Here is an 18,421-nt window from a genome sequence, read left to right as displayed (position 1 = left end):
TATTTTACATTGTTTGAAATTGAACCAACTTTCAATATCAGCTTTGATGAGTTAGAGAAAAAATATATTGAGCTAAGCAGGACTGATATAAACGAAGGACAATCTAAAAATATAATTAATATTAACAAAGCTTATCAAGTGCTAAAGTCACCACTAGAACGTGCCAAGCATTTGTTGAATCTTTTTGGTGTGGAAAGCCCAAAGGATCATCCAAATTCTGAAATATTAAATGAATCAATGGAAATAAGAGAATATTTGCTGGACTGCGATGATCTACAATTTGCAAGTAGGATGGTTGATGAAAAAATAAAAGATTGCGTTAAAAACCTAATTAACACTTTTGCTGTAAAGAATTTTGATGGAGCTGCTACACAAGTCTTAAGATTGAAATATTTATATAAGTCATTTGAGGAGGTGAAAAAGAATGCAACTAATTCAAATTTCTGAACCAAATTCAAGTGAAGTAGTTTTTGGTATAGATCTTGGTACTACCAATTCTTTAATTGCCATGGTAAATAAAGCTGGCAACGTGGAGATATTTAAAGATGAGCAAGGAAGAGAGCTACTGCCTTCTGCTCTTTCGTATGAAAATAACGTGTTGAAAATCGGCTATGGTGTTGACCAAAACGCCATCTGCTCTATAAAACGTTTAATGGGTAAAAGCATTAAAGATTTGAACAAAGAAGGCCTCAATTTTGAAATAGATCATGAAAGCGAAAAAGTTATTAGAGTAAAATGCTCAGAGGAGAAGTATCTTACTCCTGTTGAGATTTCTGCTGAGATATTAAAAGCTTTATGCGAGAGGGTAAAAAAATCCACAGGGATAAAAGTGAAAAAAGCAGTAATTACTGTACCAGCTTACTTTGACGATTCAGCACGAAATGCAACTAAATATGCAGCAAAATTAGCTGGCATAGAAGTTCTTCGCCTCGTTAACGAGCCAACCGCTGCAGCGCTTTCTTACTCCATTGAAAAGAACAATAACAGTGGAATATATGCAGTTTATGACCTTGGTGGAGGAACATTTGATATTTCAATATTGAAATTACATCAAGGAGTGTTTCAAGTCCTTGCGGTTGGTGGTGATACCAAACTCGGCGGTGATGATTTTGATCATCTACTAAGTTCAATTGTACTTGATAAGTATAGAGAAAAAGTAGGTTTAAACAAGGAGTCGACAACACACCTTAATGTCATTCCAACACATAACGCTGGAACCTGCAATATCCGTACCGCGAAAGAATACTTAAGTGAAAATGCATCAGGCACTTTTGGCTTTAACATTAACGGCAAGCCATTTGAATGTGAAATAACTAGAGAGAAGTTCGAACAGGCAATAAGTCCTTTAGTTAATAAGACTATCAATATAGTCACTCATACTATAAGCGACATAGATCTTAAAATTGATGATATAAAAGGAGTAATTTTAGTTGGTGGTGCAACTAGAACACCATTGGTTCAAAATTCACTAGTCAAGCTCTTTGGAAATAAAGTACTAAGTGACGCAGATCCAGATAAAGCAGTGGTCATTGGAGCAGCTTTGCAGGCTCATTCTGTTCTCCTTGATGTTCTATCCTTATCACTTGGTATAGAAACTATGGGAGGCATAGTTGAAAAAATCATACCAAGAAATACGCCACTACCAGTTTCAGAGATAAAAGAGTTTACAACTTATGTTGATGGGCAACCAGCAATGAAAATTCACGTTTGTCAGGGAGAACGTGAAATGATAGAGGATAACAAATCTCTAGCGCAGTTTGAACTAAAAGGTATACCACCACTACCTGCAGGTTCTGCAAGAGTTGAAATAGAATTTACAGTTAATGTTGACGGAATCTTGACTGTTACTGCAAGAGAAAAAGCTACTGGAATTGAGCAGACAGTTGAAGTAAATTCAAATTTTGGCTTGAGTGAAGCTGATGTTCAAAATATGGTTAACCAGTCAATAAACAGCTTTGATGAAGATATGAAGGCTCGTTCCCTTGCAGAGGCTAAAATTAACGGTAACAAGCTCATACATCTAGTTGAAAATGTTTCCACTGATCAAAAGTTAAAAAACCTATTACAAAACGCAAAAAACGCTTTACAAGGCAATGACTTGAATGAAATTAACAACGCTATCGCTGAGTTAGAAAGTTCTGCTTTAGAATTATGTGAATTAACAGATAGGTAGAGTTTACACAACTTTATGCAATATCCTGTCAAATCTCAGAGCAACAGGTAACCTGAAATTAAATGGTAACCAATCGACCTTCCCCAATTTAAACGATAAACCAACTATACTTACACGCCCAATGATATTTTCCATTGGTACAAAACCAACTTCAGGAAACCTGCTATCCAAAGAATTATTTCTATTGTCTCCCATAACAAAAAATTGATCGTTAGGCACATAATAAACTGGAGTATTATATGATAGCTTATTAGAGACGTTATCTATCAAAATCTCATGTTCCTTGCCACTTAAAAGCGTTTCTATATATCTTGGTATGTTACGATTTGACTCATAATCAACAAAACTTTCAATTTGCCTTCGCTCTACTTTCTGATCATTTAGGTATAATTCTCCCTCTATCATTTGCACTTTGTCACCTGGTGTTCCTATTACTCGCTTAACAAACCTGATGCTGTCATTTCTTGTGGGTTTGAAAACTACTATGTCGCCACGCTTTGGAGGGGTATAAGAAATCCTGCCGCTAAAAATGTTTGGAGAAAATGGAAATGAGTGTTTACTGTAACCGTATGAATATTTACTAGTAAAAATGTAATCCCCTTCAAGTAGGGTGCTTTTCATTGAACCAGAAGGTATATGAAATGGCTCGAATAAAAAACTACGTATTGATAGCGCAATCAACAGTAAAAAAAACAACGAAGATAAAAATCTTCCCGTTCTTATCACCCAGTTTTTGCTTAGTTCTTCCAACTTTTCCAACTTTGTTTTTCTTATAGATTAAGCTGATTATAATACATAAATTAAAAAATGGTAATATGAAATTTTACTTGTGAATGTTATTCCTCTATTCAAAACAATTTTGAAAAGGCAGTTCATTTCTTTCAACGGTGTCATCCAAGTAGCGTGACACGTAACTGTACGAACATTGCAATTTGCAGGTGGCAGATGAAAGTAGCTGACACTGAGATCCAGAAAAAAGAATGGTGTCATCCGAGTAGCTGACACTGGTTCCTGCAATCTCATCGAAAATGTTGTAACCACTTTCTATGCTAATTTGCTTGTAAGCAACCTGGATCCCAGTGTCGGCTACTTGGATGACACCATTATAGAGTGAACCAGTGTCAGCTACTTTCGTGACACCATCTGGATGCAAATTTCCTTAAACGTTCGTAAACTTAAAACTTTACTTTAGGTCAAACCGCTGTATAGTGGCTTTATAGCTTTAGTTTTACAATGAATATACCTAGTATAGAAAATTGTGATCTTCACAATAAAACCGTTTTACTCAGAGTTGACTTCAATGTTCCTATAAAAGATGGAGAAATTCGTGACGTCACTCGTATTTTGAGAGCATTGCCTACTATTGAGTATTTAGTGAATGCAAGTGCAAAGATTATTATTATATCGCATTTCGGACGCCCAAAGGCCAGAGACAATAATCTGTCGCTAAAAAATGTAATTGACACTTTATCGCGGTTACTAAATAAAAAAGTGAAATTCATTGATGATTGCGTTGGTGAAAAAGTGCAAAAAGCAGTGAGTGCTATGGATGCAAGAGATATAATATTACTAGAGAATCTAAGATTTTATAAAGAGGAAGAGCAGAGTGACTCAAATTTTGCCAAACAACTAGCATCTCTAGCGGATATATATGTAAATGATGCATTTTCTTGCTCTCACAGAGCTCACGCTTCTATTTCACGCATTACAGAGTTTTTACCTTCCTACGCGGGATTTTGCTTACAAGATGAGCTAAAGTATCTTGAAAAAGCTGTATCGTTTAAAGCTAAACCTATTACTGCGATAGTTGGGGGAGCCAAAATGTCAACTAAGATAAAAATGCTTATAAAGCTAACAGAAAAGGTTGATTACCTAGTTCTCGGAGGTGCAATTGCTAATAATTTTTTGTTATTTAGCAAAGTAAATATAGGAAAATCTTTCTTTCAAAATGGTGTTGACGACCTTCTACATAATATTGTTGAAACAGCAAATAAAAACAATTGCAAAATAGTTGTGCCAGAAGATGTTCTGGTTGCAGTAAACCCTGATTACAGCACTAGTATTTCAAGAAGAACTGAGTCCATTTTGGACGGTGATATAATTTTGGATATCGGACCACAAACTTTGAGTACAATAAGCCGTATAATAGCAAGCAGTAAGACTCTGCTGTGGAATGGACCTATTGGTGTTTTTGAACATTCAGCTTTTGCAAGTGGTACAATAGGGGTAATGAAAGTCGTAAGTGACTTAACGCACAAAGGAAAGTTAACCAGCATAATAGGGGGAGGCGATAGTCTATCTGCAATAAGCGCTGCAGGCCTTACCGATAAGGATTTTACATGTGTTTCCACTGGTGGAGGAGCGTTTTTAAGTTGGCTGGGTGGTAACGAAATGCCGGGAGTTGCTGCTCTGCAAAAATGATTAGATTAAAACTTTTTTAAATTGTTTCTTATAGGCTAGCTTTTTTGTGAACGTGATTATGTCGAAGACAGTTAAACTAATTTTGTGTTTAATAATACCAATAATAGGATTTATTTTTTATGTTAGGGATCATTATTTTCACACTGACTATGTAGAAGAAAATAATTTTGAACCATTTTTCAGTTCACAACCAGGTTATATACCACCGTTTCCAGAATTAACTGACTTCGATAGAGGAGTGTTGAAAGTTTGTGGAGATTGGGGAGCACATCCAGATAAAGAAGATTTCAAAATTTTACTTAGTTGTCCGCAGCATCAAGAAGTAGTGAAAGGAATATATGATAAGCTTGATCATCAAGTGATTACGCCAGATGCGGATTTGGAGTTATTTAAAGATGAACTGGCTAACATTTGGTTTACAAATAGTGGAAGTGAAAAAGAAACTATAGGGTTTGGACATATTTTTTGTGGTGAGCCAAACGATAAATTAGGTGGTATGCATTTTGTAGGTAGATATGTTGAAGCTCAAGAAGATAAATGGGCAGGTGCAATTTGGAATGATAAGTCCCTATGCAATAAATCAGATATTAAGCCACCAGTTTATACATTTGGAATGAAATATTTGGGTAAGGATGGGGAAGTGAAAGTTAAATGCCCAAATGGATACGCATATAACCTTCATGCCGATGATATTTTAATTTCTGCAACTAAGGCGTTCAAGGAATTAGGAAAAGATGGAATGTGCCTATATAAAATGGAAGATGACAATTATCAATCAGTGTTTGTAAGAAAGAATGATGCTATACTCACGTTCTATCCCGACTTAACACCAAAATGCGATAACAAGAGTACTTATTGTAGCTGCAGTAAATCTTAATTTATTTCAGCCAAAGATATATATAGCTAAAGTGGCTTAGGTTTACCTACAATTTGAAAAACAAAAATTCGTCATCCCGCTGCTCGTTAGCGGGATCTAGAGATACCGCGAATGAATCGCGGTATGACGTAGGGAAACCTTTCTTGGGTTAGCTATACCAGCAATGATGCCGTTACTTCAAAAATCAGGTAAACCTTTCTTAGGTATATTTTCAAACTCACCAATTAAAGTTTTTATATCTTGCGGTAAATCAGAGACAAATTCCATGTATTCCTTACTTTTTGGGTGGTATAAGCCAAGTGTATAAGCATGCAGTGCTTGCCTATTGAAATTACGAATAAAACTAGAGTTTTTAGCATATTTTGTGCTTTTACTACTATTTTTTCCGTAAACTTGATCACCAACTATAGAATGTCCTATGTGGCTCATGTGGACTCGAATTTGGTGTGTTCTGCCTGTCTCTAAAGTGCATTTAACCAGGCTTGCTTGTCCTATAATTTTCTGCACTAAATAGTGAGTGATTGCTAATTTGCCTGTGATTTTTGTTACACACATCATTTCTTTATTACCACGCTTTGGAGCAATGTTAGTTTTTATCGTTCCTTGTTGAGTAGACAATGTTCCCCAAACTACTGCTAAGTATTCCCGCTTTACTTTACGATTTGATAACAATTCAGACAAAAAACTATGAGCTTCCTCATTTTTTGCAATTACCATCAGCCCACTAGTATCTTTATCGAGTCTATGAACAATTCCTGGTCTTACATCAAGGTGAGCGATAACTGCGTTCAAGAGCGTATCATTGTTTGTCCCAGCACCAGGGTGCACTGTTAATCCACTTTGTTTACTCAGAACTATAATGGCCTCATCTTCGTATATGATATCAAGTTTTATATCGTGATTAGGTTCAATTGATGTGGATTCATTTTCACAAGTAAGATGTACCATATACTTCTTGCCTGTTTTTACTATGTGATTGTTGTCGGTTATAGGAATGCCAAGCAGTGTTACCTGCTCATCTTGTATCAATCTTTGTGCTTTACTGCGTGATATGTTGCATTTTTCAGCTATATAGGTGTCTAACCTTAATTTCTCTTTATCATTATTAACACTTAAGGTTATTACTGAGTGATCTATAGTGATTTACCCCGCGCCATTTCCCATGCTGCTTGAATATTTTGATTTACGAAATCAACTTTTGTACTAGGAAGATCACCTTGTTTTTTAATATGGCAAGTTGTTTGAGAGCCATTTTTCCAGTGAATTATTATCTTGTTATCAAAATTCCGTAATGTTGCCTCAACCTTTTTTTCTTTATTATCTTTTTCTTCCAGCTTAATAGATTCTAATAAATAATATAAAAATTCACTTGGGTTGCCATTGATTTTTTCTTTCCATTCGTCTGTTCTTTTTCGTTCAAATAAATCTTTTTTCTGCTGCCTTATTCTGTCTTGTTTTTCTAAGACTGCCAGTTCTTGTAGCTCCTTCTCTTCATCTACTAATTGATCAGTATTATCTTCATTATCAGGATCATTTGGTTGGTTGTGTTCTTCTAATAACTGTGCTTGTATCTCTTTATCTGCAGATTCATTAGTACTAGTTTGCATATCTTTATTTGCAGATCGATCAGTACTAGATTGACTACTGCTCCCTTGCCCATTTTGTTGAGGGTCTGGGTTATTATGTGCATTAGGCAGTCTTTCATTGTGGAAAGTAGCTCCCGCTAGTCCCGTATATTGTCCTGGCTTTAACCTAGCTACTCTATCATCAATAGTCTCTACTGCATTCTTAATAGCATTTATTGTGTCCATTACCTTCTTTACATCCACTTCACTCAGTTTACCTTTTACGTCTACGCTAACTTCTTTACACAGAACATCCACACTTTTACTAATATCTTTCAGGCAGTCAGTTATTTCTTTACTAGCAGTTGTTTTCACCTCATCCACATTTTTCTTTATATCTTTTTCTAATTTATCAAGTAAAGCTTTGAGATTCTTCCCTATACTGCCAAGCGTTTCTTTAATGCTAATATTTGCAGGCTTTAAAAGACTATTATCAAGTAAATCGCAAGCTTTTTTAAGGTTACTGCCAAATAAGTCGCAAAATGGACTAAGCAGTTCTTTCATTAGAGATATTAGTTCATTTTCCTTTTTACCAAGCTTATTTTCTATTACTGATACAACCATGCCCTTTCCAGACCAGTATGGAAGTAGAAGACCTAAAGTACTGTGGTTTCTAATAGTATGATTTTCATGATCTACGCTATTACTTATTAGATTGCTAAGTGTTGATATGATGCATACAAGAATAATGACTAATAAAGATATTAATGTTATTAAAACATTAATGGATTGTGATATTGCTGAAACTACTATAATAGCACCAAATACATATGATCCAGTAAACAAGAAAATCCTATTTCTATTTTCTGCTTTTATATCTTCTAGTATTTCTCTCTGCGTCTTAGAAATTGGTAAAACTATTGAAAGCTTTTTCCTCTTACGATCTAAATTTGTTACAATTTCAATTTTTTCGGCTTCTTGAACAATCTGGCTGTACTGTTCATAAACTTGATAGTTTCCTACTTTTTTATCTATCTCATTCTCTTTTATTTTTTGTGTATTTATAAAGTTTATAACAGCAGTAAATAAGAGAACTGCAAGAGGAATAAAGGCAAGAGGTGCTGGCGTGAACGTAAACCCAGCAATACTTACTGTAACAGGCTGAATAGAAAAGGCAGTAAATGCTATAAGAGTAGCAATGGTACTTGCTATTGATATAGTACCAGAATACTTTCTTATAGAGCTCAAAATTCTACTGGGCTGGTCAGAAAGTTTTCTAAATCCTAAAAAATCAAAATAGTCTTTGAAAGGATCTTTAGTGTCTGTAACCATAACATTTTTCTAGTTTTAATTTATTTAGGTATACATTAACCAAACCTTAAAATCAAGTTTCTTAATTTTTCAACATGTGCCAAGGCCTATTAGAGCGCACTTTATTAATCTTTACGTAACGATTTGTTAACCAAACAGAATGTGTGCCATACGTTCCTAAATCGGCATATTTGATAGTTTTAGTATTACAAACTGAATAGTTGAATTCACTTAGTTGGATTATTAAATCAACTTTACCACAATTTTCTAGAATATCTTCTTTTTTGTAAGCTAGCAACACTGACTTACTATTTCCTTTATTATATATACAGCCATAATCGTTGCACTTTAGTCTTTTATCTGGATTGCTATATTTTGTATGATTCAAAATTTGGTTCTTCCCATTTTGTTTCGCCCATGTTTTGACAACAAAGTTCCTATTTTTTCTAGTGAGAGAATATAGTAAGTTATCACTCTCCTTTGCAGCAACATTATCAGCATTTATTAGGATGTCGGGGGTTTTATATGCAGTGCTAAAGCAAATACCTAGTACAATAAAGAAAATTCCCAAAAAACGCCAATTTCTTTCCCACAAGCACAGCCACAACAAACCAAGTGTTATGATAATAATTGATGAGGCAGGAAAAGTACGAATGGGAATAACCAAATACTGAAGACTAGCGATAGCGTTTGTTATATACAAAACGCTGTCAATTGGGCGCTCTATAAATGGCGCTATAATCCATTCAATACCTAAAGGAATCAATAAGACATAAATTATTCCAAGTGGAATAATAATTAATGTAACTACTGGTATAGCAACTAAATTTGTGATAATGCCACTAATTGAAAAATAATTAAAATTGTATATCGTGTACGGAACAGTTGCTAAACTTGCTATTACTGAGCTGATCATTATCGACACAAAATATTTCATTATTTTTATTTTGAACAATTTATTAGCATTAATTTGATAACTGGCAACCAGTGCCAAAACCGCAGAAAATGACATCTGAAAGCCTGGCTTTAAAATTGCTTCTGGTTCTACTGAGAGTATCACTGCAGCAGCAAACGCAATTGCTATTAACCCTCGATATTTTCTCTCTATCATTATTGCAACGAGTACTAAAATCACCATGATGTAGGCACGCTGAGCAGAAATTTGCATACCGGTAATCAACAAATAAAACGTGGTTGGCAAGATAGTAAGGAATGCAGATATTTTCTTGGTGTTATACTTAAGAGTCAAAGTTTCAGATATTGCGAATAAATTACGAAACACTATAAAAAACAGGCCAGCAACAAATGATAAATGCAAACCAGATATGGCAAACAAATGTGCTATACCTGAATCTCTTATCGCATCCATAGTTTTTTGGTCTATTCCGTCCTTTTTGCCGATTAGTAATGCAGAAATTATGTCTGCATGTGGTTTTTTAATATTTTGCTGCAGATTTTCATAAATGTATTGACGGAAAGATTCTATATATTCTTGAAATTTCCTTGCTTCAGCCTTTTTGTGCAAAGCTATTTTGCTTGTTGCAAAACCTGTTGCACTTATTTTCTGATAATATGCTATTCTTGCAAAATCATATGCATGCTCCGAGGGCGCAATCTTTAGAGGGAAGAGTTTTGCTGATAATTTTACTTGATCGCCTATTTTAATGCCTTTTTCCACTTTGGTTCTAACCGATATTCTGATGTTATCTAGAGCTCTATACGGTGTCATTCCAGCGCGTAATGCTGGAATCCATATCTTTTTTTTCTGGATCCCAGTATCAAGTACTGGGATGACAAAAGGGGGTGCTGGGATGACAGGAGAGGATTTTGAAATAGTAGAGACAGAAAGCAGAAATTGTTTGTATGAGCCCCTGTCATTAATGTCCTTCACTGTGGCAATTATATCTTTTACGTATCTCTCTTTATCAAGAATTTGAGTATCAACTAAAGCTGTTCTTAATTTACTAGCTGTAAATCCTATGAGCACTGCAATTAAAGCAATGCATAGTATTGTGTACCTTTTGTGCAGTATCGCAATCAGAGTTAGTGCAGGTGGAAGCAAAAGAAAAATAGATATGCAGCTTGGTTCAAAACTTAGGGAAAAATAGGTTAAAATCCCTACACACTGACACACAGGAAACCATAAGACCTGCTGCGAATCAAGCGATAAAAAAAAGGAAAGGAGGGTGACTAAAATCAAGGTTAACTAAAAGGCGTGCTTAAGATTTACAATACCAGCAATAATATTGAACCTCAGGTTATATTTTTTCTGAAAATTGCGATAAACATTCGACATAATCTTAAATATCTTTATCTCTCGGATCTTGTTTTCTACTCTCATTCTAAATGATGCTAATCTTCTATTATGCTCTGGAGTTAATGGCTTTTTACGATACTTTTTATATGGAATTATAACATTGCTTTGCAATTTTTGCCAACCTTGATATCCAGAATCGGCATGTTTTATGCTATCAAGTGGTAAATATTTTTCTTGTTTCCTTATGCGGAAATCACTAATTCTACCACGGTATGACTTTGACACTGATAAAATTCTTCCTCCTTCTTCGATAATAATCTCAGTTTTCATAGTGTTGGTTCTTTTTTTCCTGAATATGATTTCTTCCGTTTTTTACTATCTTCTGGTCTCTGTATTTGCTGTTCTGTAACATCAGCCAAAATCTTCAGTATTTTTTCTGGCGTCATACTTCTATCTTTTGTTATAGTCACTTTTTTGGCGAGTAATGGCTCTATTCTCTTAAGTAACCTACATACATTTGCGTTGTGTACATTGAATAGGCATCCTAAAAATCTATGTGTTATGTAAGTGCGATAGTACAAAATTACGCAAAACAACTTATCTTCCAGAGTTGGTAGTTTTGATCTTCTACCATGACACTTTTTCTGTTTTTCGCATCCAGACCTCACTTTTTCCACTACTTTTTCGAACTTCTCTATAGTTAAACCTGTTATATTACGAAAGTTTCTTGGGTATTTTTTCATATTATAGTAACTAAAGCTCATTTTTTTTCCTTACTTGATCTGCTTATTCTTCTTCTACCTCTCTCACATCATTTTTTCAATCACCTTTTTCAGCAGGTCTACAGTATCAAGTTATATTTTTCATTACGTAGGTTATGACGTATATAGCTAACTACTATGTCAAAAAAAGTTAATAAATATACTAATATACGACCCATAGCGGATTTTATCCTTGTATATCCTATAATTGCAAGTATAATAGCTAAATAAACAACGACGCGGGATGGAGCAGCTCGGTAGCTCGTCAGGCTCATAACCTGAAGGCCGTAGGTTCAAATCCTACTCCCGCAACCATTTTCCAACTGTGCGAATATTGTGGTTTCAGGTAGAAACTACTTGACACCCTTCGCCAACCCCCTTATCATGAAACTGAAGCTATTTATTTATCTTCGCAATCTGTGCAGGTTAATGACAAAAAACTTAGGGTATTTGGCGTCTCATGTTTAATTTTTCGCACTACGTGCATCGCATGTCTTTAAAAATTTCTAGGTTTTTACCTATATAAGCCGAAACGCGCTTACAAAGCGTTTAAGACAGCAAAAAACGTCAAATTGACAAGGGAGAATTTGAATACTAGCTACCCTAGGGTTTCTTTGCCTTTTTTCCTGCTTAGTAAATTTCTTAAACACTTGCGGTGTAGGTTAGTTGCAAGTTAAAAGCAGCTAAATCGCTCTTAATCAAGCGTTTTAGAATAAAAAAACGCCGATATTTTAGTACATAGTAAATAGCCAACCACCACAGGGCTTCTTTTGCCTTTTTTTTCATTTGGTAAATTTCTTAATATTTATAGCAACATGAACTGGGCAGGAAGGTGTCATTCCAGTGCTCCTTTTTTTGTCATCCCGGCGTCACGCGCTGGTTTCAACATTATATCACGGACAAAATAAACTTTTTAAAATTCATAATGAGTTATGCTTTCAAACGGTAGTGCCCGGGTGTGAGTATAATAATTATCGGTACATAAAAGTCATAGCAGATAGGCTGGAAGCAGCGAGCGCTGGTGAAGTGAAACGAATAATATTCAATATGCCTCCGCGTTCAATGAAGTCCCTGTGCGCTAGTGTTGCGTGGCCCGCATGGATACTGGGAAATCAGCCAACTGCAAGAATAATAGTTGCAAGTTACTCTCGGCTACTTAGCGAAAAACACTCGCTCGATACAAGGTGTATAATGCAGTCTAGTTGGTATAGAAAGCTATTTCCAGAAGTAGAACTATCCAAAGACCAGAATACTAAATATAAATTTCAAACAGTGCAGAGAGGATACAGAATTGCAACATCAGTTGGAGGAACATTAACCGGTGAAGGTGGAGATTTCATCATCGTGGACGATCCGCTCAGTTCTGCTCAAGCTTTGAGTGAAACGCTTAGAAAACGTGCCACGAACTGGTTTGATCAGACTTTAGTAACCAGGCTCAACGACAGAAAAAAAGGAATCATCGTTCTTGTGATGCACAGGCTACACCAGGAGGACTTAACCGGATACCTTCTCTCCAAACCGAAAAACATATGGCATCATATTTGTTTACCAATAATAGCTGAAAATAAGGAAATTACTTATTCAATCAAAAAGCCAGCGCTTCCTGTTCCTGTCACCCGAACAGCTTGGTCAACTCTAAATGAGTACACCAGAAATAAAACAGCATTACCTGCAAAAATACTATACTTAAGAGGAGAAGGTCAGTTGCTATACCACCTAGATGAAGGAAAAGAAGAAGTTGAGATGATAAATGCTGAGCTTGGTAGTTACGCTTTTGCTGCCCAATATCAACAAAACCCTCTGCCGCTTTCAAGTGGTATAGTCAAACGAGAGTGGCTAAAGCGCTATAAAAATGTTCCTGATAATCTCTCGCATGTAACACAAAGTTGGGACACTGCGGTTTCAATAAGCGATTCTAGCGGCTTTAGCGTTTGTACCACCTGGGCAAAAGCGGATAATAAATTCTATTTACTTGATGTATATCGTGCAAAGCTTGAGTATCCAAAACTTAAAGAACAAGTTCTGTCACTAGCTGCAAGGTGGAAGCCACATGCAATTTTAATCGAAGCAAAAACGAGTGGTCAGCAATTGATTCAAGAGCTAAAGACAAATAGTGACCTACCTGTTATCGAGATAGTACCACATAGCGGTAAACTTGCTCGATTCTACCAAATTGTTCCAATAATAGAGTCTGGTAAGGTTTTTCTGCCGCACCAAGCAGTATGGCTCAGCGATTTTGAGTATGAGATTTTAATGTTTCCGGAAGCTCGCCACGACGACCAAGTGGATAGTACCGTGCAATATCTGCAGTGGGTGAGAGATAGTAGCTCTAGGGTCGCAGCTTTACGGGCATTGTGATTTGAGCCTAAATTCTCAATGGTAAATCAAGAAGCAACTGCAATAACGTTAGGGATATAATTGTTCCACTTTCCAATTGCTTTCCCCAATAAGGGTGTACCTAAATCTGGTGTGTCTCCTATATTCACCTTCTTGCCAAAATTCAATTACTTTTGGGATTACACAAAATCCCACCCAAAAGTCAGGACGAGAAACTTGTGTATTGTAAAATTCTTTCTCCTTCAATTTTATAGCTTGCTCAAAATCTTGCCAATTTTTCAGAACGCTCGATTGTTTTGAGCACCATGCGCTAATTTGACTACCCAGCGCTCGAGAAGAGAAGTATTTGTCAGTTCTTTCATCGTTTAGAAGTTTAACATCTCCTTCAATTCGTACTTGCCTAGCAAATTCTATCCAATGAAACACTAACGCAGCTTTGGGGTTCTCAGTCAATTCTTTCCCTTTTTTACTGTTTACGTTAGTGAAAAACACAAAACCTTCTTTACTATATTCCTTTAGTAATACTACTCTTGCAGATGGAATACAGTCTTTGCTACAAGTTGCTAGCGTCATTGCAGTTGATGAAGAATTAAGTACTGCTTTATACCACTTTGAAAACAAATCAAACGGATCTTTTTCAGGTGAGAATGTCATATTCAAAAATAAAATCTTAATTCTGGCACGCATTGCAAAAATAAGTGCTACGGCCATTTTGTCGTATAAGTGTTATGATATTGTTGCAGATTCTGCAAGGTTTTTGAACTTTACCATATACGTAAAAGTTATTTTGAAAGTATCCAGCAGATCCAGATGGCTGTGCATAATCTTTCAGTGTTGAACCACCTGCAGCAATTGCATCACTCAGAGTATTTTTTATTTCAGCAGCAAGTTTTTTGCATTCTATAGAAGTTAAATCTTTTGCCAACCTAAGTGGTGATATGCGGGCTCTAAACAAACTTTCAGAAGCGTATATGTTGCCTATGCCAACTATCAATTTGTTATCCATTAATGCTGATTTGATATTCACTTTTTTGTTTTTCAGCAACTCCTGTAAATAGTCTCCACTGAATTCATCCGTGAGGGGCTCTATTCCGAAATCATCAAAAAAATTTATTTCTTGTTCTTTGCTTAAAATAATAACTAATCCAAATCTTCTTGGATCATTAAAGATTATTGAAGTATTATCGGAAAATAAAAATACCACGTGATCGTGCTTATTCCGCACTTGATCGTGGTCAGCATATATAAGCTTTCCGCTCATGCCAAGATGTATGATTACAGCCATACTACCATCTGTATTCCAGATCGTATACTTACCTCTACGCTTGATGTTGCGTATGACTTTGCCCTTTAGCATATCATCAATATTTCTTGTTATTGGTACACGTAAATTCCAATTATTCACTATAACATTACTGATTTGCTTGTTTTTAATTTTATCAAGCAAGAAGTTAGAGATTACTTCCACTTCCGGTAGTTCTGGCATGATACCTCCTTCAAAACTTAAGTTTCTGATGGTAATTTTGTCGTTAAAGCTTCCTCAAATACATTCGAGTATTCTGCGGCGCTTTCTTCTAAAAATTCCTCACCACAAACAAATTTTGAAAGGGGTCTGCTTTGTCTACTCTGTTGCTGCTTTTTTCTTTTCAAAATATTTTGCTTTAAAGCTTTTGCTAATCTTTTTTTCTCCTCTTCTTTTTCCTTATTCCTTTTTGTATTATTCATTATCATAATATATAAGCCTGCCGTTGTAGCTCAGGTGGTAGAGTACGTCATTGGTAATGACGAGGTCCCAAGTTCGAATCTTGGTAACGGCACACTGATTATACTTATAATATTGCATAACTTGCAAGCAAGGCTTAAAAGAAAGTTACAGAGGTAGGTTATCATGCTTTTTCCATATTCTTTCTACTTTCTTGTTTTTGAGTAGCTCTAATGCTTTGTGAAAGTGATGCCTTGTTTTACTTGGCACTATAATGTCATCAATGTATCCATGTGATGCAGCAAAAAATGGATTAGCAAATTTCTCTTTATATTCTTTGATTAACGTTTGCTGGTCTTTTTCATGCCTAAATATAATTTCAACTGCACTTTCAGGGCCCATTACAGCTATTTCAGCAGTTGGCCAAGCATAATTTATGTCACCTTTTAAATGTTTCGAGTTCATAACGATATATGCACCACCATACGCTTTTCTAGTGATAAGGCTAATTTTCGGCACAGTCGCTTCAGCGTAAGCGTAAAGCAGTTTCGCTCCGTGTTGTATTATATTATTGTATTCTTGGTTTGTACCAGGTAAAAACCCCGGAACATCAATAAGTGTGATGATCGGAATGTTAAATGCGTCACAAAACCTTACAAATCTTGCAGCTTTTCTTGAAGAATCAATATCCAAACATCCTGCAAGGTGCATAGGTTGATTTGCAACAATACCAACAGTATTTCCTCCAATCCTACTAAAACCAATTATAATATTACGAGCAAAATCAGGTTTTAGTTCAAAGAATTTCTTCTCATCGCACACCTTTTCAATAAGTTCATACATACCATAAGGAGTATTAGGATTGCTAGGAATCAGAGTATTTAAAGATTCATCAATATCATCAACTGAATCACAGGTTGATTTAGGTTTAGGTGATTCTTGATTATTTGCTGGTAAGAAAGTAAAGAATTCACGCATTTTTAGCAGCATTTCAACATCATTATTGAATGCAAAATCCGCTACTCCTGTTTTGCTTGTATGAATTTTTGCTCCACCAAGGTCTTCGAAACTTACATCTTCGTAGGTAACCTTTTTTACTACATCTGGTCCGGTTATAAACATGTATGAACTATTCTTTACCATGAAAGTAAAGTCAGTTAATGCTGGAGAGTAAACCGCACCCCCTGCACATGGCCCCATGATTAAAGAGATTTGTGGTATAACACCCGATGCATTTACGTTTCTTTGAAAGATTTCTCCATAACCAGCAAGGGAATTTACTCCCTCCTGAATTCTGGCTCCACCAGAGTCATTTAGTCCGATAATTGGAACCCTGGCATTGATCGCCATATCCATAATTTTACATATTTTTTTTGCATGTGATGCACCAAGTGATCCACCAAAAACAGTAAAATCCTGAGAATAAACAAAAACTTTCCTGCCATAAATAGTACCATGGCCAATTACAACTCCATCACCTAGAAAATTAGCATTTTGCATGCCAAAATCAGCTGTGTGATGCTTCACGAATTTATCGTATTCCTCAAACGAATTTTCATCGAGCAGTATACTGAGTCTTTCTCTGGCAGTTAATTTCCCTTTTTCGTGTTGTTTATTGATTCTGTTAGAACCACCTCCTTTTTCAGCTTCTAGTGCTTTGGTTTTTAGATTTTCTAGTATTTTAAAGTCTTGCATGTAATTTCCAAATTGGTTGTTAGAACTACATTAACTATACACATACACCATTGCTACATGCAATAGTGTATGTATTATGATTGTTAGAACTTTAGCCTAAGAGGGGTGATGACCGCAGTTAGCGCACTTGAATGCACTGACTTCTTCCAGAACACTAAATGGCTCACTTTGCTTTCCGTTTTTTTCTTCAACAAAACTTTTAGCTCGAGCAACAATCCTTTCTGTGCGCCCTTGCGTTTTTAGCTTTTCATAGTGCTTTAGAAAAAGCTCGCAATTTTTATCATCCATATGCACCATTATTGTGCCAAAATTTAACGCATTGTTTTCAGGCTCATGAGCTTTTTTAGAAAGTAAAGTCATCTCAAGCTTTTCATCACCCACATTAAAAGTCATTTTTACTCTACCTTTCATATCGTGATACTGTCCATTATGTAGCCGAATTATATTATCTCCTTCTCCCATTCGTAATGCACCATATTCTAAGTCCTTAAATTCCGGAGAATTCATAAACTTTGCCGGGGTTATAACACTTTCTTCTGGACATTTTATACAATAAAATGCATTATCTCTTTCTACTATAATATCTCCTTCTTTACTATTTTCAACACTGCTGCGTACAACTTGTTCTAGCTTTGATAAGTAAATATCACGCTTTTCCAGTTGATCTGTCAACATATCTTTGCTATATACACTTAGAATCTCTTTACTCACATAAGTACCTGTTGAAATTAGATTAGATATTTTCGATGCAAGAGAATCTAGTTTACCTTTTTCATTTTCTTCAAGATTCAAATTTTGCTTCTTAATAAAATCTAAATTTTTTATCAAATAACCTATTAGCGATATTTCTTTTGCTGCTCGTTTTTTTCCTTCATCATCAGATAGCACACCAGACACCAACCCATACGGCATACCGAACATGATTTTATCCTTATGTGCAAGATTTACAATTTTTAATAACTCATCCAGCATTTTTCCTGCAGTCTGGCTGTCAGAAAGCACTCCATACTTTTTTTCTATACCTTCTATTTGCTTTAAGATCTTTTTCCGTTTTTCTCTCTCAATTTGTTTATATATTGTCATACTTAATAGAAAATCCTTTGCTTCTTCTGGACATTCTATACTTCTATATGAACGCTTTCGCTGTTCTTGTTGCTCTAGATTTTTGTTACCTACACTCTCTACTTGCTCTAATATTGGCATAATCACCTCCAACTCTACATAATAAAATAAGGTAAAATACCTTGAAATAGGGTATTGATATAACCTATAAAGTCAATAGTTAAATTGAAAAATTTTAGTTATAATCTACTTTACATAGA

Annotated in this window: 15 protein-coding genes, 2 tRNA genes and 1 pseudogene; 7 read left to right on the top strand and 11 right to left on the bottom strand. The window is 35.5% G+C overall.

Translation table 11 applies throughout. The features are described from left to right. Window positions 1–9 precede the first annotated feature (9 nt). Together MWH06_00670 and hscA are read left to right on the top strand one after the other, a co-directional pair. Complete coding sequence (locus MWH06_00670; protein UPA55217.1) at window positions 10–447, top strand: molecular chaperone Hsc20; 438 nt, start codon at window positions 10–12, stop codon at window positions 445–447. Continuing rightward, a complete protein-coding gene (hscA, locus tag MWH06_00665; GenBank protein ID UPA55216.1) occupies window positions 425–2,173 on the top strand; it encodes a Fe-S protein assembly chaperone HscA in 1,749 nt (582 codons plus the stop codon). The genes MWH06_00670 and hscA overlap by 23 nt, the downstream gene beginning before the upstream one ends. Window positions 2,174–2,176: 3 nt before the next feature. On the opposite strand, the gene lepB is transcribed toward hscA, so the two are convergent. Continuing rightward, a complete protein-coding gene (lepB, locus tag MWH06_00660; protein UPA55710.1) occupies window positions 2,177–2,923 on the bottom strand; it encodes a signal peptidase I in 747 nt (248 codons plus the stop codon). Between the two features lie 483 nt (window positions 2,924–3,406). On the opposite strand from lepB, the gene MWH06_00655 reads away from it, so the two are divergent. Beyond that, window positions 3,407–4,594, top strand: coding sequence for a phosphoglycerate kinase (locus tag MWH06_00655; protein ID UPA55215.1), 1,188 nt, complete (start codon window positions 3,407–3,409; stop codon window positions 4,592–4,594). A gap of 82 nt (window positions 4,595–4,676) precedes the next feature. Continuing rightward, entirely contained in the window at window positions 4,677–5,471 is a 795-nt protein-coding gene (locus MWH06_00650) for an EndoU domain-containing protein (protein ID UPA55214.1), read from the top strand. A 177-nt stretch (window positions 5,472–5,648) separates the two neighbouring features. On the opposite strand, the gene MWH06_00645 is transcribed toward MWH06_00650, so the two are convergent. From MWH06_00645 to MWH06_00630, 4 genes and pseudogenes are all read right to left on the bottom strand, one after another. Continuing rightward, the gene (locus MWH06_00645) at window positions 5,649–6,614 is read right to left on the bottom strand and encodes an RluA family pseudouridine synthase (GenBank protein UPA55709.1); all 966 of its coding nucleotides are present in this window, start codon (window positions 6,612–6,614) and stop codon (window positions 5,649–5,651) included. Next, window positions 6,605–8,368: a hypothetical protein gene (locus MWH06_00640; GenBank protein ID UPA55213.1), complete on the bottom strand. Its 1,764-nt coding sequence runs from the start codon at window positions 8,366–8,368 to the stop codon at window positions 6,605–6,607. The genes MWH06_00645 and MWH06_00640 overlap by 10 nt, the downstream gene beginning before the upstream one ends. Window positions 8,369–8,429: 61 nt before the next feature. After that, the gene (locus MWH06_00635) at window positions 8,430–10,547 is read right to left on the bottom strand and encodes a ComEC family competence protein (GenBank protein ID UPA55212.1); all 2,118 of its coding nucleotides are present in this window, start codon (window positions 10,545–10,547) and stop codon (window positions 8,430–8,432) included. A gap of 6 nt (window positions 10,548–10,553) precedes the next feature. Further along, window positions 10,554–11,368, bottom strand: a pseudogene (locus MWH06_00630) (transposase). A 235-nt stretch (window positions 11,369–11,603) separates the two neighbouring features. Between MWH06_00630 and MWH06_00625 the strand changes: the two are divergent. Continuing rightward, window positions 11,604–11,680: transfer RNA gene (locus tag MWH06_00625), tRNA-Met, on the top strand. A 327-nt stretch (window positions 11,681–12,007) separates the two neighbouring features. On the opposite strand, the gene MWH06_00620 is transcribed toward MWH06_00625, so the two are convergent. Then, window positions 12,008–12,151 carry a hypothetical protein gene (locus MWH06_00620; GenBank protein ID UPA55211.1) on the bottom strand — a complete coding sequence of 48 codons (144 nt, stop codon included), beginning with the start codon at window positions 12,149–12,151 and terminating at the stop codon, window positions 12,008–12,010. A 276-nt stretch (window positions 12,152–12,427) separates the two neighbouring features. Here MWH06_00620 and terL point away from each other — a divergent pair, with 276 nt between their 5' ends. Next, a complete protein-coding gene (gene terL / locus MWH06_00615) occupies window positions 12,428–13,723 on the top strand; it encodes a phage terminase large subunit (protein ID UPA55210.1) in 1,296 nt (431 codons plus the stop codon). 48 nt (window positions 13,724–13,771) lie between these two features. Here terL and pdxH read toward each other — a convergent pair whose 3' ends face one another. Genes pdxH through MWH06_00600 form a run of 3 tightly spaced genes read right to left on the bottom strand, consistent with a single transcriptional unit; the run spans window position 13,772 to window position 15,427 of the window. Next, window positions 13,772–14,356, bottom strand: coding sequence for a pyridoxamine 5'-phosphate oxidase (gene pdxH, locus MWH06_00610; protein ID UPA55708.1), 585 nt, complete (start codon window positions 14,354–14,356; stop codon window positions 13,772–13,774). A 16-nt stretch (window positions 14,357–14,372) separates the two neighbouring features. After that, the gene (gene mutM / locus MWH06_00605; protein UPA55209.1) at window positions 14,373–15,188 is read right to left on the bottom strand and encodes a bifunctional DNA-formamidopyrimidine glycosylase/DNA-(apurinic or apyrimidinic site) lyase; all 816 of its coding nucleotides are present in this window, start codon (window positions 15,186–15,188) and stop codon (window positions 14,373–14,375) included. Between the two features lie 17 nt (window positions 15,189–15,205). Further along, window positions 15,206–15,427, bottom strand: coding sequence for a hypothetical protein (locus tag MWH06_00600; protein UPA55208.1), 222 nt, complete (start codon window positions 15,425–15,427; stop codon window positions 15,206–15,208). A 19-nt stretch (window positions 15,428–15,446) separates the two neighbouring features. Here MWH06_00600 and MWH06_00595 point away from each other — a divergent pair. After that, window positions 15,447–15,519, top strand: a tRNA-Thr gene (locus tag MWH06_00595). Between the two features lie 53 nt (window positions 15,520–15,572). On the opposite strand, the gene MWH06_00590 is transcribed toward MWH06_00595, so the two are convergent. Next, the gene (locus MWH06_00590; protein UPA55207.1) at window positions 15,573–17,099 is read right to left on the bottom strand and encodes an acyl-CoA carboxylase subunit beta; all 1,527 of its coding nucleotides are present in this window, start codon (window positions 17,097–17,099) and stop codon (window positions 15,573–15,575) included. 96 nt (window positions 17,100–17,195) lie between these two features. After that, on the bottom strand, window positions 17,196–18,302 hold the full coding sequence (locus MWH06_00585; GenBank protein UPA55206.1) for a hypothetical protein: 1,107 nt from the start codon (window positions 18,300–18,302) through the stop codon (window positions 17,196–17,198). Between the last annotated feature and the right edge of the window lie 119 nt (window positions 18,303–18,421).

Source organism: Wolbachia pipientis, assembly GCA_023052945.1.
In the GTDB taxonomy this organism is placed as follows: Bacteria; Pseudomonadota; Alphaproteobacteria; order Rickettsiales; family Anaplasmataceae; genus Wolbachia.
The sequence above is the reverse complement of the archived record's forward strand: the minus strand, read 5'-3'. Positions and strand labels throughout refer to the sequence as shown.